Origin of the sequence: Alteromonas sp. BZK5 (assembly GCF_014349115.1) — a bacterium.
Lineage (GTDB): Bacteria > Pseudomonadota > Gammaproteobacteria > Enterobacterales > Alteromonadaceae > Alteromonas > Alteromonas macleodii.
The window spans coordinates 37,232-57,620 of record NZ_JACSOE010000017.1 but is presented as its reverse complement, the minus strand read 5'-3'; the positions used below and the strand labels follow the sequence as shown (position 1 = coordinate 57,620).

The window sequence follows — 20,389 nt, the reverse complement described above, 5'->3', positions numbered from 1 at the left end:
TGAAATAATTGCTTTTGGAAATGTATCGAACATCAATTACTTCAAGCATTGAATAAAGTGTAACTATAATCTTTTACTTCAATTCGTTTTTGTTAGAATCCAAACTATCATAGGGATTTTGTTCAACAAAACATGCTGTTTTATCCAACAGCGGCATATAAAATTATCAAATTGAACAATCCCCATACACTGCTCTTTAGATTTACGAGACTAGCGGTACACTTTAATATTTAAAAATACGCTGACCATAGCCAAAGCCCTCGTATCTACGAGGGCTTTTTATATGCATTAGAAAACCAGGCCACGGGCTCATTACTTTCACGTCAATGACAGAGACATTCTTCTCATAGCGCTGCACCTTGTTGACAAAGGGTTTCGTATTTTCCCGAACTACGTATAATAAAACTCCCTACGCATTAGGTCCCCATAGTTTAATGGATAAAACAAGGCCCTCCTAAGGCTTAGATGTTGGTTCGATTCCAGCTGGGGACGCCATTAATTGCGCAACGGTTCTGCTTTTTAGTAAAGATGCTTATACACACCGTCGCCTGTAATATTGAAGAATTCATTATACTTTGGTTGTAATTTAGCCAATTTAAGTAATACTCTTCAAAACAGGAGAGCATTATGACTTTCGATTTTCCCCCACCTGATAACGCTGATAGTTGTTCCGAAACAGCTGAGCAGTGCCCATTTTCTGAAGAAGAGTGGGACGCTATTGAAGCTTTAGCGGAACCCGGTGCCATTTACTAAACGATGATTTTTGGAATTTAATCCCCACTTTATAATTACACTGCAATCGGCGGTGCTGCTGTTCGTTGCGCCCGGTGATATATCGAGCGGTTATGCTCCATAGACCAACGGGGCAGAAATAGCGTATAAAAGATAGAGAAGTAGCTTATACGGGGATTAATATGAGCCAATTTGAAAACGACGATATCGATTCGTTTTTTGCAGAAATGCAAGATGTAAAACCAATCGCTTCAGATGATAAGGCTTTATTACACGATCCTGAAAAGGCGCTCGCTGAAAAACAAAAACGAGCGGCTAGGCAGTTAAGCGTCCGCGAAAAACTCGCTAATCCACTGAGCATGGAAGGTGTAAAGCCGGTACCCCCTGATGATTTCATACACTTCCAGCAGCCCGGTATTCAAGACGGCGTTTTTAAAAAACTTCGCCTTGGTAAATACCCTCTAGAGGCCAACGTAACACTTTCAGGGAAAACCTTAGAACAAAGCCGAGACCTGGTTTATAGCACCATTAAATCTAGTCACGAACGCGGGGTTCGTGCACTGCTCATAAAACATGGAACAGGTGAAAATAGTAAACCCTTTCCCGCTTTGAAAAAAAGTTATGTTAACCATTGGCTAAGAGAACTAGACGAAGTCATTGCCTACCATACGGCTCAACCGATGCACGGAGGCTTTGGTGCTACATATGTGCTTTTGAAAAAGCATCCGCAGCAGAAATTAATTAACAGAGAAAAAAATAAGAAAGGATAAAATGAGAGGCAAGAACTCGTTGAGTCAGCTTTGCTTTTTTGGGCTTGTCTTTAGGTGTAACTTTTAGGCTTTCTCATGAAGCGCTATATGCTGAACGTTTTTATTACCCCCTAATGATTAACGCCCGTATCAAGCAACTTGATACGGGCGTTAGAATTTTTCTTTCAGACTACTTAACTGAAGACTGCACACTTAGCGTTGTTGGAGCTTCGGCAGACTTCGCAGATGTGCTAAAAACAGCAGTTACGAACATCAGCACTACAGCTACAGCCACTCCGGTTAAGCCAAACCCTTTAGAAGAACGATTCATCGGTCGTCTCTTATTATTTAAACCAGCCGGCACATGCCTTTCACTGGTACAACCCTAACTCAACTCCTGTAACCTAATTGCATTCCTTGCTTGCACTACAATAGATCAGTGACAAACTGATGACAAGGGCAAAAATCAGATTTTTGACACTTTGCCAAAGCTTTGACACCTATCTATGGTATGAACGTTTATTAAACAGTATTTTTTCGAAAGATAAACAGGGGTTTCCCCCTGTTTTTATCGAACTAACAGTGCTTTGTTACCCAACAAATTTACGGGCATTTCTGAAGATACGCATCCACGCACCATCTTCTTGCCAATCGTCTGGACGCCACGAGTTTGCCACGGCTCTGAATACACGTTCAGGGTGCGGCATCATGATGGTGCTGCGTCCGTCTAGTGAAGTTAGACCTGTGATTCCCTGCGGTGAACCATTCGGGTTTGCCGGATATTGCATGGTTGGCTTGCCGTAGTTGTCTACGTAACGCATCGCCACCTGCGCGCCTACTTGTGACAGCGCGTTGTCATTGGCAAATTCAGCCTGACCTTCACCGTGCGACACAGCAATAGGCATACGCGAACCTGCCATGCCATCAAGCAGCACAGACTTAGACTCCATCACTTCGACCATTGCAACACGAGCTTCAAATCGCGCCGACTGGTTGGTCACGAAATGTGGCCAATGCTCAGTACCTGGAATCAGTGATTTAAGGTTCGATAGCATCTGACAGCCGTTACACACACCTAAGCTGAACGTATCGTTACGGTTGAAGAAGCCTTCAAACTGGTCGCGAGCCATGCTGTTGAACAATATAGATTTCGCCCAACCTTCACCTGCACCTAATACATCGCCGTAAGAGAAACCGCCACAAGCCGCAAGGCCCGCAAACTGTTCAAGGGTAATGCGACCAGCCAACACGTCACTCATGTGCACATCGATAGCATCAAAGCCTGCACGGGTAAATGCAGCCGCCATTTCTAGATGCGAGTTTACGCCCTGCTCTCTTAATATCGCCACTTTTGGCTTAACGCCTTTGGCAATATAGGGCGCTGCTACGTCTTCGTTTACATCATAAGACAACGCAGCATGCAAACCTGGGTCGGCAGCATCTTGCTTTGCCGCGTGTTCTTGTTCAGCACACTCAGGGTTATCACGCAGTTTCTGCATTTCAAACGTGGTTTGTGCCCACGTTGTACGCATTGATACGCGGCTATCTGCAAGTACAGCAACGCCACCGCGACTAAACTCAATCATGTCGGTGCTATTAAGCGTACCGATATCGTGAGTCAATTCAGTTAAACCGAATTCAGTCAGTACTGCGTTAACGGCATCCATATCGCTTTCAAGCACTTGGATTACGCCACCTAGTTCTTCATTGAACAATACGGCAATGTCGTTTCCAACTAGGCTATCAAGGTTAATGCTTACACCTGTTTTACCAGCAAAGGCCATTTCAGCAACGGTGGTAAACAGGCCACCGTCTGAACGGTCGTGATATGCACACACCAAACCTTTTTCAATTAACGTCTGCATTGCGTCAAAGAAGGCTTTAAGGCGAGTTGCAGAGACCACATCAGCTGGGCTATCACCAAGCTGTGTATAGACTTGTGCTAAACAACTCGCGCCCAAGCGGTTTTTACCTTCGCCCAAATCGAGTAGCAGCAAGCGACTTGCGCCTTTGTCTGTACGTAGCTGAGGCGTTAGGGTTTTGCGAATATCTTTTACTGCACCAAACGCTGAAATAACCAGTGACAGCGGAGAAGTCACCGCTTTATCTTCACCGTTGTCATTCCATGCCGTTTTCATAGACATAGAGTCTTTACCCACAGGAATGGTTAGGCCTAGCTCTGGGCAAAGCTCCTCACCCACTGCTTTAACCGCTTCATAAAGACCCGCATCTTCACCTGGGTGTCCAGCTGCTGCCATCCAGTTTGCTGACAGTTTAATGCGCTTAATATCGCCGATGTTTGCTGCGGCAATATTGGTTAACGCTTCACCCACAGCAAGACGTGCAGACGCGCCGTGCGATAGTAACGCGACAGGCGTACGCTCACCCATCGACATCGCTTCACCGTGGTAGGTGTCAAACGCTGTTGCAGTAACCGCCATATCTGCCACTGGCACCTGCCATGGGCCTACCATTTGATCGCGACTTACAAGGCCGGTAACCGAACGGTCGCCAATGGTGATAAGGAAGGTTTTCTCTGCCACGGTAGGCAAAGATAAAATGCGATTTGCTGCATCACTTAAGGTAATGCCTGCCTCGTTTAGCGCTGGCGAGCTAACCTTGGTCGAGCTTACGTCGCGGTGCATTTTAGGCGGCTTGCCTAAAAGTACATCAAGAGGCATATCGATAGGTTTGTTGTCAAACTGGCTGTCGTTCAGGTTGAGGTGCTGCTCGACAGTGGCTTCACCAACCACAGCAAACGGCGCGCGTTCGCGGGCACAAATTGCTTCGAACACTGGCATATTTTCAGGCGCGACAGATAAAACATAGCGCTCTTGAGATTCGTTACACCATAGCTCCAGAGGTGTCATACCTGGCTCATCTGACAATACTTTTCTAAGTTCAAAGTTACCGCCGCGGCCACCGTCATTAACCAGCTCAGGCAGTGCATTTGAAAGACCACCTGCGCCCACATCGTGGATAAACTGAATAGGGTTGTTATCCCCTAGCTGCCAACATGCATCAATCACTTCCTGACAGCGACGCTCCATTTCAGGGTTGTCTCGCTGTACTGAAGCGAAGTCTAAATCTTCGTTTGACTGGCCAGATGCCATTGATGAGGCTGCACCGCCGCCAAGACCAATGTTCATTGCAGGGCCGCCAAGCACAATAAGCTTAGCGCCTACCGTAATTTCGCCTTTTTCAATATGCTCGCGACGAATATTACCTAAACCACCAGCTAACATAATAGGTTTGTGATAGCCGCGCACTTCAACACCGTTGAAGCTATTGACTTCTTGTTCAAAGGTACGGAAATAACCCAGTAGCGCAGGACGACCAAATTCGTTGTTAAACGCTGCGCCACCTAGTGGGCCTTCAAGCATAATATCAAGGGCGCTTACAATGCGCTGTGGCTTGCCGTATTCGAATTCCCACGGCTGTTCAGCACCAGGAATACGTAAGTTAGATACGGTAAAACCAACCAAACCCGCTTTAGGTTTTGAACCACGACCAGTAGCACCTTCATCACGGATTTCACCACCAGAGCCTGTTGCCGCACCTGGGAAAGGTGAAATTGCCGTTGGGTGATTATGGGTTTCTACCTTCATCAAAATATCAATATTTTCATGATGGTATTCGTATTGGTGTGACTGCGGGTTCGGGAAGAAACGACCTGCTCGCCACCCTTCCATTACCGCTGCGTTATCTTTGTAAGCTGAATACACATGATCAGGTAACAACTCGTAGGTGTTTTTGATCATTTTAAACAGCGACTTTTCTTGGTCCTCGCCGTCAATGGTCCAGCTAGCGTTAAAAATTTTGTGGCGACAGTGTTCAGAGTTTGCTTGCGCAAACATATAAAGTTCAACGTCAGTCGGGTTTCTGCCTAGCTTAGTAAAGCTATCAAACAGGTAGTCAATCTCATCATCAGCTAAAGCAAGGCCTAACGACACATTTGCATTAACTAGCGCGTCTTTGCCTTCGCCTAATACATCTACACTGGTAAAAGTATTGGCTTCGGTATGTGAAAAGAGTACCGCAGCTTCATCAGTATTGGTGAACACTGATTCGGTCATTCTGTCGTGTAAGAAACTAGCGATAAGCGCAAAATCATCTTCACTCACACCGTTTTCTGTTTCTATATAAAACGCACAACCACGTTCTATGCGGTTGATATTTTTTAGACTGCAGTTGTGAGCGATGTCGGTGGCTTTAGAAGACCAGGGAGAGATAGTGCCGGGGCGAGGAGTAATGAGGAAGAAGGTTCCAGAAGGGGTTTGTGCTTGCCTCGCGGGGCCGTAAGTGAGCAGCTTCTCGAGTATCTCTATTTGCTGCTTAGACAAATCACCTTGGGAATCGACTAGGTGAACATATTCGCTATATAGGTTTTTAACCCTAACGCCGGATTGACCCAGCTTTGCAATCAGTTTAGTTTGGTTAAACTCTGATAGTGCAGGAGCGCCTCGAAGGACCAACATATTGATTTACCTGGTTTGTTAGAAACAACGACCACCAATGCGACGCGTTGCCTCTTGGATTGATGAGTATTTCGGCGCGGATTATAGAGTAATTATGCGCAGTAAGTAACCTCATAACGCGCTTACATGAACTTTTTTTTAAACTTAGATGGTTTAATGACAACAAGTAAAGGTCTATGCAGTCACAAGACTATAAAAAACGATTAAAACTACAATTAATAATCATATTATCTATTGCTGTTATGAGTTGTGGCGTTCCTTCCGTTCCCACTGCCTTGTCTTCATTATTGGAACGAGAATCGATCCGCGTGGGAACCGTTTATGGTGCAGGAACATTTTATAACGGCGCAGAGGGGCCGCAGGGTTTTGAATATGAACTGCTGGCAGGATTTGCCGATTACCTTGGCGTGACTCTCGACCTTTACCCATTCTACAGCTATGAAGTCATGTTAGAACAGTTAGAAGAAGGTAATCTGGACATTGTCGCGACAGGCGATGCGGTAACGCCTTCACTTAAAAGTCGTTTTGCTTACGGCCCAGCCTATCAACACGTTCAACAAGAGCTCGTCTTCCAAGCAGGGACATCGAGACCTAGAGACTTATTAGAACTTGATGCCCCTATTGTTACTGTGGCAGGTAGCAGCCAAGCTCACTTACTGTCTAATTTATTAGACGAGGTAACCGACCAAACAAGTGATAGTGAAAGCCCAGTAATAAAAACCCAACTTGTTACCACCGAAGATTCTGACTCTGAAGAACTGTTGCAACAAGTTGCCAATGGCGACATTGCTTATACGGTAGCAGACAGCAACCGTCTAGCCCTTCAGCGCAGGCGATATCCTAACTTAGCCGTGGCAAAAACCCTTAATGAAGATATGCCGATGGCGTGGGCACTCCCATTACATCAAGATGACTCAGTGAAAGCAGCGCTGATTGAATATTTTGGTACTGTACATCAGTCAGGCTGGTTTACGGTGTTAGAAGACAAGTACTTTGGCCATATTCGCCAGTTTGATTACGTCGATAGTCGTGCGTTTAATTATGCCGCCGAGACAGCACTTGCCCAATACAAACCCTTATTTCAACAGTATGCAGGTGAATTAGACTGGCGACTGCTTGCGGCCATGAGTTATCAAGAAAGTCACTGGGACAGTGACGCTATTTCAAGAACTGGCGTTCGCGGTCTAATGATGCTCACCATGGATACGGCAAGTGACTGGAACGTAGATGACAGAACCGATCCTGAACAAAGCATTCGCGGAGGCTCTCGTTATTTTGCCAGTTTGCTCAATCGCATACCTGCGCGAATTAGCGAGCCAGATAGAACCTGGATGGCTATGGCGTCGTATAATATAGGTATGGGCCATTTAGAAGACGCACGCATTCTTACCGAGCAACAAGGTGGCAATCCAGACCTTTGGGTAGATGTAAAGCGTCGCTTGCCACAGCTTAGGCAAAAGAAATATTACCGTACTACTCGCTATGGCTATGCAAGAGGCGATGAAGCGTTACAGTATGTAGAAAATATTCGTCGTTATTATGACAGCTTAGTATGGTTGGACGAACAAGGAAAAATTTGACGCAGTTCACCTTGCTTCTCTCTTGAAAACTGTCATTTCGATGTCATCTTTGTACTGTACCCTAAAAAGAAGTTAGTCAGACACTGACTTACTTTCTCAGTAATAATTATTTTCTCAACGATGACAAGCTCTAGAAGAGCTGCAGCTCTTAAATGACAACATCTCTCGAATAACGTGAGACTTGTTCAAATAAAGAGAGCTGCGCACGAAGGAAGAAAAGTGGTCACGAAAAACATAAAGTGGCCACAACGCGAGAAAGGAGAACAAATGAAAAAAAATCGATTTATGAAAAAAGGAATAAAATTGAAAAACAACAACAGACGCAGACTTATGCTCAAGCGTTGTCACCAAAAAGTACTTCAGCGCCGCAAGCTATTTGTTACCAGCGATATGTTCACTCAGTTAACCCGTACGCCTAGCTAAATAGCTATAAAGCTTTAGGGTTCACTGATTAAACCTGCAAACGATAAATCAATTAGGCGAATTACTCTACTAAGCACATCTTCAAGCGGTACCATAAAACACTAGTTTGAAGCATCCCCCTCTAGCAGTCTTTTCGCCTTTTTGGCAGCCTTTATTTCTTTCCTGCGCTTGCGAAAAAAATCTGACAATTTGTTAGCACATTCGTCAGCTAATACGCCAGATACAACCTCAAGTTGATGATTAAGCGCAGGATGTTGCAATAGGTTCATGACCGAGCCCGCAGCGCCTGTCTTCGCATCCTTTGCGCCAAACACCACCCGCTTTACCCGTGCATGTACCAGCATACCTGCGCACATAGAGCAGGGCTCTAATGTCACATACAACGTAGCATCAATAAGTCGGTAGTTTTGCACCGCAGCTGCTGCTTCTTTAACAGCGCGTAGCTCTGCATGCGCAGATGGGTCATTATCCGTTATCGGCGTATTGAAGCCTTCACCGATAAGCTCACCGTTTAATACTACGCAGGCGCCGACTGGCACCTCACCAATCGACTCAGCCTTATCGGCAAGCGTTAACGCATGCCTCATCCACATTATGTCTTCTTCTGTCGCGATGTCTTCCATTGCGATTTCAGTCAACGGCTCCTGCACAGCCTCTTTTTCTTGCGTTTGCTTGTTTGCAAGGTCGAAGTTTGGTGTTGGACGGTTGCTATTTTGGTCACTCATTCGTCAATTTTGCTACTTTAGTTGGTGAAATTCATTAACATTTATTTTGTATTAGCTTAGGTAAACATTCTAACTTCTTAGAAAGTAATGACTTTTGTCACTTGGCAACCTACTTGCAATCTCTCATTATAACACTGCTAGTGTGATGGACTTAACAGGTTACATTTTTTACTAAAAAGTATGTTAGATAACCGCTATAGTACCTGAAGCGAAGCAGTAATTTTACCGATAAGTATTTAACTAAATACGGGGTGAATTAGGCAACAGGCCAAATTTTCACCTACACTGTTTTAAAGCCATTTGTGAGGGATACCACCGTGAATATGACCGCGATTGCAATAGTAGCCATTTGTGCCTGGGCCTTAGTTACCATTGTCGAAAGTGCAAAAGACAAAAGTAAGAAGAAACTTAGCAGCAAAGAAACCGATGCTTATAAAGCCGAAATTGCAGAGCTTAAGGAACGAGTTTCTGTGCTTGAGAAGATAGTGACAGACGAGCGCTACGACCTAAAAAAGCAATTTGCAGACTTAGAAAGCGACCGCGTAGCGTAGGCTTGAACTCACGTAATTCAACACACGTTCCATGGCAAGCGCGCTAGATTAAACAACGCTACGTTTAACTGCGCGCTAGCTCCCTTCTAATAGTTTGCGTTCCGCCCGCTCTACGCGACGGGGTTTACCCGCAATCACTAGCACGTCATGGGCTTGCAAAATAGCGTCTTGGTCTGGGTCTTTAACTTCATTTCCATCCCGCCTTAGGCCCTTAATCGCTACTCGCATTCTCGAAAAATCGATATCTTTTATGGTCTTGCCAATACAGGAAGCGTGTTCGGACAACACCACAGCATGGATAAACTCTAACTTGTCTTCTGTGCCATAGGTGATCTCTGTTGTTTCTCCCGGGTAAAAACCGTGCATATGATCATAGCGACCTTTTCTCTCAGCACGAACCCGTTTCAAAATGCGAGACATCGGTACGCCGGCGTAATGCAGCACCTGCGATACCAACATCAAGCTCCCCTCTTGCAGCTCTGGCACGACTTGATTGGCACCCGCGCTGTATAGGCTTTCAAGTTGGTAGTCTCGTTTAGTACGCACCATAACATCTGTCGTGCTCGTAATGCTTCGGGTCTGCGTTATCACCTGCTTGGCCTTATCGACTTGATCAAACGTAACAAGCACAAGCTTGGCACCTTCTGCATTGGCATTAATCAATATATCTTTTTGACTCGCATCACCGAAGATGACGGGCTCTCCCGCGTTTCGACTCTCGTGTACTCTGACAGGATCCATATCTATGGCAACAAAATGAATGCCTTCCATTTTAAGCATGCGTGCTACCGACTGTCCAACGCGGCCAAACCCACAAATAATTACGTGGTTGGTTAACGGCTCTGCATTACCAAAGCTCACATTGTCATCGAACGAAATATCCTTGTTAACAATGCGCCTTGCTATAGTGACGCTGTTATTCATAAGCCACGGGGTTAACGCCATACTGATTACACCCATACACACAATCAGCGATGACTGCTCTGACGTTAACACGCCGTGTGTCGTAGCAAGCGCAGCAATTACAAAACTAAACTCGCCAATCTGACAAAGTTTAACCCCTGCAGACCAGCCATCTATTGCTTCGGTTTTAACTAATAGAGATGCACCTCTTACTAAAATGACTTTAACTATCATCAAGGCAAAAACGCCAAAAACAATCTCAAACAGACTGTTCCACAGTACAGTGAGTTCTAACTGCATACCCACGGTAACAAAGAATAACCCCATTAAAATATCTCGAAATGGACGAATGTCGGCTTCAAGTTGATACTTGTATTGGCTTTCCCCCAACATCATACCCGCCAAGAAAGCGCCTAGCGCCATGGACAGCCCGAAGTAATAAGTTAGCCCTCCTGCCAATAGGGCAATTAATATAGTGGTCAGAACAAACAGCTCGTCAGTCCTTGTTCTTGCTACCTCTCTAAACACCCAAGGTAGTAACCACTTACCCACTGACATTAGAAACGCAATGACAAACACGCCTTTAAGCAACGCCTCGCCTAAAGCTAGCGCAATACTTACCTCACCAGTCTGGGCTAAAAGAGGAATAGCAATTAGGAACGGAACCACCGCTAAGTCTTGAAAGAGTAAGATACTCACCGCTAATTGTGTACGCCTGTTATTAAGAATGCCCATTTCGGTTGCTTGCTTAATTACAATAGCGGTTGAGCTTAACGCCAGCGTACCACCAATAATGATGGACGCACTTATTGGAATACCGAGAAATAGAGGAACACAGGTAAACACTGCCGTGGTAAACACCATTTGCCCTAATCCTACACCGAATACTAAAGAGCGCATTGCCAACAATTTAGGTAACGAGAACTCAAGACCAAGTGAAAAGAGCAAAAACACTATGCCCACTTCAGCGAGCAGGTGCATTTCTTCTGGGTGGGCAAACACAGATAATAGTTGTGGACCCGCGAGTACGCCGGCAAACAGATAAGCAAGAATAGGAGGAAGATGGATGCGTTTAAATAATGCGACCGCGCATACCGATATGAACATCAATATCACGATATTTAAAAAGCTCGTCCCCACACTACCTCCTAAAGCTACATAAACTTCCATTTGTAAAACAAGCGCGATAAATCACGCGATTTTACGCTTTAAACTAAAGACTAGTGCCCGAAACACTTTGTTGGCATCTAGTTTGCAAAATCCCCTGTGTAAATGCAGATCCGGCAAGTTTTGCCGCTGTGATCGCCATAAATTCCGCGAAAATGCAGATGTGGCCACAGAAACGTCAGGGCTTTGACACTTGTTTCTTTGCATATCAACGCATTTTGTATAGGGGCACTACTGTGGATTTTTCAACGTCAGTCTACGATAGCACACAACATAACAATTTTTACCCTGCTGAGAGCACAGGTAAATCACTCTCTTTTAGTGAATTATCAGGCTTTATCACGCAGCTACTTTCTACTCTTGAACTACAAGAGTTAGGTGGCGTGTATTTTCAGCAGCTGAACACGTTGTTACCTATTGTCGGGTTTAGCTTGTCTGACTTTGACTCGCGTTGGGTGTATGGTAATGCAAAGATATCGTCAACACTCATTGATTTACCACTACAAGGTGCCAATGCCGTTAATGGCGATCAAGCTCATGTCTATTATTACATTAGTTCACCCTTGTCGTTATCGCAACGGGAGAGTCTATTCCAACTGCATGATTTATTTGGAAAACAAGTAAAGCACGCTCTTTCATTAATGCGTGTGCAACAGATGGCGACTAAAGATGTGTTAACTGGCTTAGGTAACCGAGCGGGCTTTGAGCAGTCAATGACAAGACAACTCGGCTGGGCGCAAAGACACGATGATCCTTTCGCACTTTTGGTGATCGACTTAGACAACTTTAAGTATGTGAATGATAATTTTGGTCATGGCGAAGGTGACAAAGTACTTGTCCATGTGGCATCACATTTATCTAATGTTCTGCGGGATGAAGACGAAGCATTTCGCTATGGCGGCGATGAGTTTTGTTGTTTGCTAGACTGTCAGTCGCAACAGCAACTAGCTTGTGCAGCCCAGCGTATTCAAATGAGTATCAATAGCTCTAGCTACTTATCTCGTTTAGGCGTATCAACCAGCCTTGGCGGCGCGATTTATCGCGACGGCGATACGATGAGTAGCCTATTTGACCGTGCTGACAACGCCCTGTATCGCGTGAAAAATTCTGGCAAAAATAGCTATCACGCAGCGTAACGTCGCGATTTGAATTTATCAGGATGGCGGCAAAGCAATGCCGCTTTTTCACATTATTGCCATGGATACCATAAACAAAAGTATCTAGCCCTTTCAAAAAAAGGCACTTTTAGTGCTACATAGATTCAGTCGAGACTAAAGGTTATTTCTATATCTGGCGCTTTGGGCTGCAGATACACACAACGTCCTTCAACAATCAGTGCGACAGGCTCGTCGTTAATCAAGATTGCCGGCACGCCGTTTCGCTCCCATCTTGGCACGCGCCATACCTTAAACCATTCTTTCAGCAACTTAGATACGTTCGCATTTTCTGGCTTTACTTTAAGGTTGCGAGCATTGGTTTGCAGAGAAACGGTATCTTCTTCTCGCGCCTTTGGTACTGCAATTCGAATATGGCCTCTAAGCCAAGGAAGCGCGATATTTTGGTTGGGCACCAATTTTAGGTTTTGCGGTACTTCATGAGTAACGTTCACCACCCAATAAAGGTCTTGGTCAAACCGTATTACCCTGCCCCATTTAAAGTTCACTTCAGGCGTTGCATCTTGCTTTGCTTTTAACATAGCAAGTACTTGGTCTGTCTGCGCTTTTGAGGGCGACAACTCGCCTTTAGCTCGAAACCACGCGCGAATGACCATAGCCTGCCACGGTAACGACAATGAAGCGAGTTGTTGCCCGTCGAGCCTTAAATCTGAACGTTTACAATCTTCAAAATATTTTTGGGCAGAATCGCTGACTAGTGCACTTTGCTCAGCACAAAGCTCAGCGCTGCGCCCCACGGTTTTGGTTAACTTAGGCCATCGCGCCAGCAAGTGAGGTATAATTTCGTTCCTTAAGAAGTTCCTATCAAAACTATTTTGCTGATTAGATTCATCCTCAACCCACTGCAACATTTCCTCTTCGGCATAAGCCACAATCTCGGCTTTCTCTAGTGCTAGCATAGGGCGCATTATCACGGTGTCACCTCGGTACTGAACTTCTCCCATACCCGCTAAGCCCTGAGGACCAGCACCGCGTTTAAACTGAAGCAATACGGTTTCAAGCTGATCTTCTGCATGTTGTCCCAATAACAGTACACCGCCTATTTGGTCACACACCTCTAACAATGCGTTGTATCGAACCTTACGCGCTTCTGCTTCCAGGCTTTTTCTCGACCCCGTGTCAACATCAACTCGATACAAATGAAATGCTACATCTTCAAGACGACACTGTAATTCGCAGTGCTTTGCCCACTGTTCGGCATTATCACTTAAACCGTGATGTACATGTACAGCATGAATTGGGCTATCAAACTGTTCCCTATACGCAATAACGGCTTGGAGCAGAACGGTCGAATCCACACCACCGCTGTAAGCAACGACGAGTGGCGTTTGAAGTGGTAGCTTTACATCAGTGAGAGATGTCGCTATGCGGTTGACGATATGTTCGATTGTTGGGGATTGTAGAGGGGTCACAGACCGGTAATACCTTATTCTTTCAACGCTATATTTTACTGAGGTTTAACTTTGTATTTGGCTAAGCACTGGCTTTCTAATAACACACTTTTTAATAAGACACTTTTTAATAAGACAAAGGGGTTGGTTACCTATGGTAAACAACCCCCATGTTCGTATACGGCATTACATGACCGACATGAATTAAGCCGCCGCTCGTGAAATTTTATATCAAGCGTCTAAACTGATAGAACGCAGCTGTACATAACGACTAAATGCACCTTTGATGCTAGTTTTCTTAATGAGCTTAGCAATAACCGAACGACAGTAAACGCTGGTAACGCTCTTCCATCAATTTAGTTTTATCTAGTTCTTTAAGCTGGTTAAGCTGCTGCTTAATCACGGCCTTCAAATTAGCCGCCATACCATTATGGTCGCGATGGGCGCCACCTAGAGGCTCTTCAACAATACTGTTAATCAGGCCTAGCTCTTTAATTTGTGGTGCACTTACACCCATGGCTTCAGCAGCGAGTGGGGCTTTTTCTGCGCTTTTCCACAAAATAGACGCACAACCTTCTGGTGAAATAACCGAGTACGTAGAATATTGAAGCATATTAACGCGATCGCCAACACCAATCGCTAGTGCACCACCTGAACCACCTTCACCGATTACGGTACACACGATTGGAACAGTAAGCTCAGCCATTTCGAATAAATTTTTCGCGATTGCTTCACTTTGGCCGCGCTCTTCAGCACCAACACCTGGATACGCTCCGGGCGTATCGATAAAAGTGATGATAGGCATGTTAAAGCGCTCAGCCATCTTCATAAGACGCAAGGCTTTACGGTAGCCTTCTGGTTTAGGCATACCGAAGTTACGCTTAATTTTTTCGTTGGTGTCACGCCCTTTCTGATGACCAATAATCATCACCGGCTGATCATCTAGCATTGCTGGGCCACCAACAATCGCTTTATCGTCAGCAAATGCGCGATCACCAGCAAGCTCGTCGAATTCTGTAAAAATACGAGGAATGTAATCTAACGTGTATGGACGCATTGGGTGACGTGCAAGTTGGGAAACTTGCCATGCGCCAAGATCAGAAAAGATCTTTTTGGTCAGCTCTGCGCTTTTACCGCGAAGCTTATTGATTTCTTCTTCAATACCAACGTCAAACTCGCCACCTTGATTCACCAACCTAAGCTCTTCAATTTTTGCTTCTAGTTCGGCTATTGGCTGTTCAAAGTCCAAAAACTGTATACTCATTTCATGTCCTATTCGTACTACGCTCGTCTATGCAAACGCGAGATGTCCAATCTATCGAACTCTTACCCTTAATGGTAGAGAATTGAAACGGCTTTGTCTCCCAAACATTGTTTGAGATCGTGCAAAAGTTGGTCTTCAGGGGTAACGTACCATCTTGCACCACACGCTAAGATTACTTCAGCGTCTGGATGGGTTACCGCTAACTGAACAGGACAACTTCCACCGTTAAATGCCTGCAGGATAGATTGCATCTGACTCATTTTCTTCGGTTCAAGCAGCTGGGTATCAATATTAAGTGCCAGCGCTCTCGCGTTTTTCTCTCGTGCCTGAACAATGTCCATTACATCACGGGCGGTGATTGTATTGCCCCCAGAGAAATCATCAAAGCTGACCTGTCCCTTTATAAGCAATATTCTGTCAGTTTCTAACACACTTTCGAACTGTTCGTACATATCGGGGAAGAAACGTACGTCTATTCTGGCACTCTTATCATCCAGTGTCACTATGGCCCAGCGACGCCCCCGCTTGTTCGTCATAACACGCACGCCAAGCACCAGTCCTACTGCACTGGCCATTTGGTCTTTGTTGGTTGGTTTTAAATCAACTAATCGACCGTCGGTGTAGTAACGCAGTTCTTCCGCGTACTGATTGATGGGGTGGCCGGTTAAGTACAAGCCTAGCGTGTCTTTTTCACCTTCTAGCCATACTTTTTCAGGCCACTCAGGGACATCGGCAAACGCTTGCTTCACGTCTTCTGGCTCGGTAGTCAGTAGGCCAAACATGTCTGACTGACCAAAAGACTCGGCTTTTGCGTGCTGTCCAGCGGCGGCAAGGGCTTCGGGTAAGCTCGCCATAAGGCTGGCGCGATGCGGACCTAAGTTGTCCATTGCCCCCGCTAGTACTAGCTTTTCTAGCACTCGCTTGTTTACCCGTTTAATGTCTATCTTGGCGCAGAAATCAAAAAGATCTTTAAATGCCCCTTGGGTCTCCCGCGCTTCAATAATCGCTTCAATCGGGCCTTCACCTACCCCTTTAATCGCACCGATACCGTAAACAATGCGACCTTCGCTATCAACGGTAAATTTGTATTTACCCGCATTTAAATCTGGCGGCAGTATTTCGATGCCCATGCGCTCACATTCATCGACAAGCGTCACGATTTTATCGGTGTTATCCATATCCGCCGACATTACCGCAGCCATGAATTCCGCAGGATAATGCACTTTCAGCCACAGGGTTTGGTAAGACACCAAGGCATAAGCGGCAGAGTGAGATTTGTTAAAACCGTAACCCGCGAACTTTTCTACCAAGTCGAAGATTTTCATCGCAAGGTCCGGGTCAATATTATTGCCCTTCGCACCCTCGGCGAACGTGCCGCGCTGCTTCGCCATTTCTTCAGGCTTTTTCTTACCCATAGCACGACGAAGCAAGTCAGCGCCGCCCAGTGAGTAGCCCGCCATTTCCTGGGCTATCTGCATTACCTGTTCCTGATACAAGATAATGCCATAGGTAGGCTCTAGAATTTCTTTCAAGCACTCGTGCTGATATTCAGCATCGGGGTAGGAAATTTCTTCACGTCCGTGCTTACGATCAATAAAGTTATCTACCATGCCTGATTGCAGCGGGCCCGGACGGAACAGGGCCACCAGTGCGATAATATCTTCGAAGCAGTCAGGTTTAAGGCGCTTAATTAGTTCTTTCATACCGCGAGATTCCAGCTGGAATACCGCAGTTGTCTCGGCGTTTTGAAGGGTTCTGAAACTCTTAGGATCTTCAAGAGGAATAGCGCTGATATCGACATCAACGTTTTTCCCTTCTTTGATCATATCTATTGCCCACTGAATAATAGTCAGCGTACGAAGACCTAAGAAGTCGAATTTTACCAAGCCCGCCGTTTCAACGTCGTTTTTGTCGAACTGGGTTACGGGGTTTTTACCTTCGTCATCACAATACAAAGGCGAGAAATCTGTGATTGTGGTTGGCGCAATAACAACACCACCGGCGTGTTTACCAGCGTTTCTGGTAACCCCTTCAAGTATTCGCGCCATATCGATAAGGTCTTTCACTTCCTCATCGCTTTCATACACTTCTGGTAGCTGTGGCTCTGCTTTAAACGCCTTTTCAAGCGTCATGCCTGGATCTGGTGGAATAAGCTTTGAGATCCTGTCTACAAAGCCGTATGGGTGACCAAGTACGCGGCCTACGTCGCGCACTACCGCTTTTGCCGCCATAGTACCAAACGTAATGATCTGCGATACCGCCTGACGCCCGTAAAGCTCAGCAACGTGATCGATTACCTCGTCTCGTCTATCCATACAGAAGTCGACGTCGAAGTCGGGCATGGATACACGCTCTGGGTTCAAGAAACGTTCGAATAGCAAGTCGAATTCAAGCGGGTCTAGGTCGGTAATTTTTAGGGCATAGGCCACTAATGAGCCCGCACCAGAACCCCGCCCTGGCCCTACCGGAATTCCGTTATCCTTACTCCACTGAATGAACTCCATTACAATAAGGAAGTAGCCTGGGAAACCCATTTGGTTGATAACTTCAAGCTCAATGCGAAGTCGGTCATCGTACTCTGGACGTTTCGCTTTGCGCACTTCTTCATCGGGAAATAGAAATTCTAGACGTTCTTCCAACCCCTCTTCAGACACCTTAACCAAGAAGTCTTCGGTGGTCATGCCGCCGGTTGGAAATTGCGGCAAGAAGTACTCGTTTAACCGTACGGTAACGTTACAGCGCTTGGCAATTTCAACCGTATTTTCTATGGCTTCAGGAATATCGCTAAATAACTCAACCATTTCCTCCGCAGTGCGCAGATATTGCTGGTCACTGTATCGTTTAGGGCGGCGGTTATCATCAAGCGTGTAGCCATCGTGAATACATACACGAATTTCGTGAGCATCAAAGCCTTCACGGTCAATAAAGCACACTTCATTGGTGGCAACCACGGGTAAGCCGCGCTGCTCAGCAAGCTCCACGGCAAGGTGCAAGTAATCTTCCTCACCTTGCCTACCGGTTCTGATAAGCTCTAAATAAAAGCGGTCGGGAAAATGAGTTTGATAAAACTCAAGGGCACTATCGAGAATTTTGGCGTTGTTTTTCATTAAACCCACACCAACATCACCATGCTGTGCACCCGATAACGCAATCACACCTTCGCTGTGCTCTGCCAACCATTCTTGATCAATGACCGCTCGGTGTGAGAGGTGCCCGCGAAGATAGGCCTTGGAGATAAGAATAGTAATGTTCTTATATCCCTCATTGTTCATTGCAATAAGGGTTAGTCTGAAAGGTTCATCGCCAAAGACTTCATTAGTAACCCAAAAATCAGTGCCGATGATGGGCTTAATACCTAAGTTATGTGCCTCGGAATAAAACTTTACCAAGCCACACATATTCATTTGGTCGGTGATCGCCACGGCAGGCATGCCAAGCGCGGCCACTTTACCTAGAATAGGTTTAACCTTATTCAGGCCGTCCATCATCGAAAAGTCGCTGTGAACACGTAAATGAATAAATGGCGATGACATGATGTTATTTCTCTTCGAGTAGCGCTTTTACAGGTTTAAAACTTTTTCGATAGCAATCTAAGATGCCATATTCAGCGATGGCTTCAAAGTGTGCTTTTGTGGGGTAACCTTTGTGCCCGGCAAAGTTATATTGCGGGTAGACCTCGTGAAGCAAAATCATATCGTTATCTCGCTCTACTTTGGCAATAATGGAAGCCGCGGAAATTTCTGCGTGCAGGCTATCGCCTTTCACTACCGCTTCAGACTCAAAATTCCACGCCGGAACCCGGTTGCCGTCTACACGCACAAAGTCAGGCTTTACAGGTAAACCTTCCACTGCGCGGATCATGGCGAGCATGGTAGCGTGCAGTATATTAAGCTTGTCTATTTCTTCTGGGCTCGCTCTGCCAATATTCCAGTAGAGTGCTTTTTCACGAATTTCTTGGGCAAGCGCTACGCGCTTTTTTTCACTCAGTTTTTTAGAGTCGGTTAGCCCTTCAATGGGATTTTCAGGGTCGAGAATGACCGCGGCGGTGACCACATCACCGACTAACGGGCCACGACCTACTTCATCAACGCCGGCAATTAACTTATGCAAACAATTCCTCCACGACAGCTTTTGCTGCTGTTTTATCAGCGTTGCATTTTAGCGTATGGTGGAGGTCGGTGAAACGGGAAATAAGGGTTGAATTATCACTTTCGAAGAAGTTGAGTAGCTGATTGCTCATATTCTCTGCATTTACTTCTTCTTGCAGTAATTCAGGAATAATAGCTTCATTAGCCAATAGATTTGGCAACGTGAAGAAAGGCGCTTTATACAGGCGCTGCATAATTTTATACGTGAGTGGTGCAAGTAAATAAGCGGCCACCATGGGGCGCTTACATAACATGGCCTCTAAGGTAGCCGTGCCTGAAGCAAGTAAGATAACATCGCTAGCTATCATCGCATCTCGCGATGTGCCTTGCGTTACCTGAATGGGTAAGCGTTCTTCTGCATTATCAGCTTCAAGCAATATCCCTTTTATTTGTGCAAGACGATGTTCATTAGCAGCCGGGATAAGAAATTGAATGTCACTGCGTTTAGCATGAATAGCTTCTATGGTCTCCAGAAATACTGGAAGTAGCGTTTCTACTTCGCCTCTGCGTGAGCCGGGAAGTACAGCCAATACGGAAGCATTACCATCTACACCTAATTCTTGGCGCGCCGCGTTTTGGTCGGGCTCAATTGCTATAGCATCAGCCATTGTGTGTCCCACAAAGGTATAGGGAACGTGGTATTTATCGTAAACCTGCTGCTCGAAAGGAAATAAACCCAACACGCGATTAGTCGCTTTCGCTATTTTATGGATGCGCTTTTCACGCCACGCCCACACAGTAGGACTCACATAGTGCATGGTTTTGATACCGCGTGCTTTAAGCGCTTTTTCTACTCTTAGATTAAAATCAGGCGCATCAATACCCACAAAAATATCTGGCGGATTTTGCTCAAAGTGAGCAAGAAGCTGCTTTTTAACTTTCAAGATGGCAGGTAGATGGGAGAGGACTTCGACAAGTCCCATAACCGACAAGGTTTCCATATCGAAAAGACTATGAAAACCCGCGTTTATCATATTTGGACCGCCAATCCCTTCAATAACAGCATCAGGGTATTGGCGTTTTAACTCTGCAACCATTCCGGCGGCAAGCACGTCACCAGAGGGCTCTCCGGCAACCATGCCGATACGGATAGGCGTAGACAT

15 protein-coding genes and 1 tRNA gene are annotated in these 20,389 nt (G+C 45.7%); 7 read left to right on the top strand and 9 right to left on the bottom strand.

The annotated features are described in order from the left end of the window. Nucleotides 1-420: 420 nt before the first annotated feature. The 3 genes from BIZ39_RS07175 (at nt 421) to smrA (ending at nt 1,502) form a co-directional block, all read left to right on the top strand. Nucleotides 421-495 (top strand) — tRNA-Arg (locus tag BIZ39_RS07175). Between the two features lie 132 nt (nt 496-627). Next, complete coding sequence (locus BIZ39_RS22220) at nt 628-753, top strand: hypothetical protein (RefSeq protein WP_262385737.1); 126 nt, start codon at nt 628-630, stop codon at nt 751-753. Nucleotides 754-914: 161 nt separating this feature from the next. Beyond that, nucleotides 915-1,502: a DNA endonuclease SmrA gene (smrA, locus tag BIZ39_RS07170; RefSeq protein ID WP_014948576.1), complete on the top strand. Its 588-nt coding sequence runs from the start codon at nt 915-917 to the stop codon at nt 1,500-1,502. Nucleotides 1,503-1,671: 169 nt separating this feature from the next. On the opposite strand, the gene BIZ39_RS07165 is transcribed toward smrA, so the two are convergent. Both BIZ39_RS07165 and purL read right to left on the bottom strand, forming a co-directional pair. Next, nucleotides 1,672-1,812 (bottom strand): hypothetical protein, encoded by a 141-nt coding sequence (locus BIZ39_RS07165; RefSeq protein ID WP_162889815.1) that lies wholly within the window; start codon nt 1,810-1,812, stop codon nt 1,672-1,674. A gap of 259 nt (nt 1,813-2,071) precedes the next feature. Then, nucleotides 2,072-5,959, bottom strand: coding sequence for a phosphoribosylformylglycinamidine synthase (gene purL, locus BIZ39_RS07160; protein WP_049585995.1), 3,888 nt, complete (start codon nt 5,957-5,959; stop codon nt 2,072-2,074). Nucleotides 5,960-6,135: 176 nt separating this feature from the next. On the opposite strand from purL, the gene mltF reads away from it, so the two are divergent. Together mltF and BIZ39_RS07150 are read left to right on the top strand one after the other, a co-directional pair. Beyond that, on the top strand, nt 6,136-7,539 hold the full coding sequence (mltF, locus tag BIZ39_RS07155) for a membrane-bound lytic murein transglycosylase MltF (RefSeq protein ID WP_049585994.1): 1,404 nt from the start codon (nt 6,136-6,138) through the stop codon (nt 7,537-7,539). A gap of 267 nt (nt 7,540-7,806) precedes the next feature. Then, the gene (locus BIZ39_RS07150; RefSeq protein ID WP_014997583.1) at nt 7,807-7,962 is read left to right on the top strand and encodes a hypothetical protein; all 156 of its coding nucleotides are present in this window, start codon (nt 7,807-7,809) and stop codon (nt 7,960-7,962) included. A 101-nt stretch (nt 7,963-8,063) separates the two neighbouring features. On the opposite strand, the gene tadA is transcribed toward BIZ39_RS07150, so the two are convergent. Next, nucleotides 8,064-8,687, bottom strand: coding sequence for a tRNA adenosine(34) deaminase TadA (gene tadA, locus BIZ39_RS07145; RefSeq protein ID WP_049585992.1), 624 nt, complete (start codon nt 8,685-8,687; stop codon nt 8,064-8,066). Nucleotides 8,688-9,010: 323 nt separating this feature from the next. On the opposite strand from tadA, the gene BIZ39_RS07140 reads away from it, so the two are divergent. Beyond that, a complete protein-coding gene (locus tag BIZ39_RS07140) occupies nt 9,011-9,238 on the top strand; it encodes a hypothetical protein (RefSeq protein WP_014975858.1) in 228 nt (75 codons plus the stop codon). Between the two features lie 75 nt (nt 9,239-9,313). On the opposite strand, the gene BIZ39_RS07135 is transcribed toward BIZ39_RS07140, so the two are convergent. Further along, entirely contained in the window at nt 9,314-11,281 is a 1,968-nt protein-coding gene (locus BIZ39_RS07135) for a cation:proton antiporter (protein WP_080986376.1), read from the bottom strand. A 263-nt stretch (nt 11,282-11,544) separates the two neighbouring features. Here BIZ39_RS07135 and BIZ39_RS22515 point away from each other — a divergent pair, with 263 nt between their 5' ends. Next, entirely contained in the window at nt 11,545-12,444 is a 900-nt protein-coding gene (locus BIZ39_RS22515; protein ID WP_014975856.1) for a GGDEF domain-containing protein, read from the top strand. A gap of 125 nt (nt 12,445-12,569) precedes the next feature. On the opposite strand, the gene tilS is transcribed toward BIZ39_RS22515, so the two are convergent. From tilS to lpxB, 5 genes are all read right to left on the bottom strand, one after another. Further along, nucleotides 12,570-13,895 carry a tRNA lysidine(34) synthetase TilS gene (gene tilS / locus BIZ39_RS22510; protein WP_187446671.1) on the bottom strand — a complete coding sequence of 442 codons (1,326 nt, stop codon included), beginning with the start codon at nt 13,893-13,895 and terminating at the stop codon, nt 12,570-12,572. Nucleotides 13,896-14,181: 286 nt separating this feature from the next. Continuing rightward, nucleotides 14,182-15,138, bottom strand: coding sequence for an acetyl-CoA carboxylase carboxyl transferase subunit alpha (gene accA / locus BIZ39_RS07120; protein WP_049585989.1), 957 nt, complete (start codon nt 15,136-15,138; stop codon nt 14,182-14,184). A gap of 68 nt (nt 15,139-15,206) precedes the next feature. Then, on the bottom strand, nt 15,207-18,671 hold the full coding sequence (dnaE, locus tag BIZ39_RS07115) for a DNA polymerase III subunit alpha (protein WP_075176114.1): 3,465 nt from the start codon (nt 18,669-18,671) through the stop codon (nt 15,207-15,209). A gap of 4 nt (nt 18,672-18,675) precedes the next feature. After that, a complete protein-coding gene (gene rnhB / locus BIZ39_RS07110; protein ID WP_080986375.1) occupies nt 18,676-19,248 on the bottom strand; it encodes a ribonuclease HII in 573 nt (190 codons plus the stop codon). Then, nucleotides 19,241-20,389, bottom strand: a complete 1,149-nt coding sequence (lpxB, locus tag BIZ39_RS07105) for a lipid-A-disaccharide synthase (protein ID WP_049585987.1) — start codon at nt 20,387-20,389, stop codon at nt 19,241-19,243. Before lpxB ends, rnhB begins: the two co-directional genes overlap by 8 nt.

Bases quoted from the DNA above. Each gene is read 5' to 3' on its own strand.
- BIZ39_RS22220 (WP_262385737.1), top strand. From the start codon at position 628: ATGACTTTCGATTTTCCCCCACCTGATAACGCTGATAGTTGTTCCGAA.
- smrA (WP_014948576.1), top strand. From the start codon at position 915: ATGAGCCAATTTGAAAACGACGATATCGATTCGTTTTTTGCAGAAATG.
- BIZ39_RS07165 (WP_162889815.1), bottom strand. From the start codon at position 1,812: ATGAATCGTTCTTCTAAAGGGTTTGGCTTAACCGGAGTGGCTGTAGCT.
- purL (WP_049585995.1), bottom strand. From the start codon at position 5,959: ATGTTGGTCCTTCGAGGCGCTCCTGCACTATCAGAGTTTAACCAAACT.
- mltF (WP_049585994.1), top strand. From the start codon at position 6,136: ATGCAGTCACAAGACTATAAAAAACGATTAAAACTACAATTAATAATC.
- BIZ39_RS07150 (WP_014997583.1), top strand. From the start codon at position 7,807: ATGAAAAAAAATCGATTTATGAAAAAAGGAATAAAATTGAAAAACAAC.
- tadA (WP_049585992.1), bottom strand. From the start codon at position 8,687: ATGAGTGACCAAAATAGCAACCGTCCAACACCAAACTTCGACCTTGCA.
- BIZ39_RS07140 (WP_014975858.1), top strand. From the start codon at position 9,011: ATGACCGCGATTGCAATAGTAGCCATTTGTGCCTGGGCCTTAGTTACC.
- accA (WP_049585989.1), bottom strand. From the start codon at position 15,138: ATGAGTATACAGTTTTTGGACTTTGAACAGCCAATAGCCGAACTAGAA.
- dnaE (WP_075176114.1), bottom strand. From the start codon at position 18,671: ATGTCATCGCCATTTATTCATTTACGTGTTCACAGCGACTTTTCGATG.
- lpxB (WP_049585987.1), bottom strand. From the start codon at position 20,389: ATGTCTACGCCTATCCGTATCGGCATGGTTGCCGGAGAGCCCTCTGGT.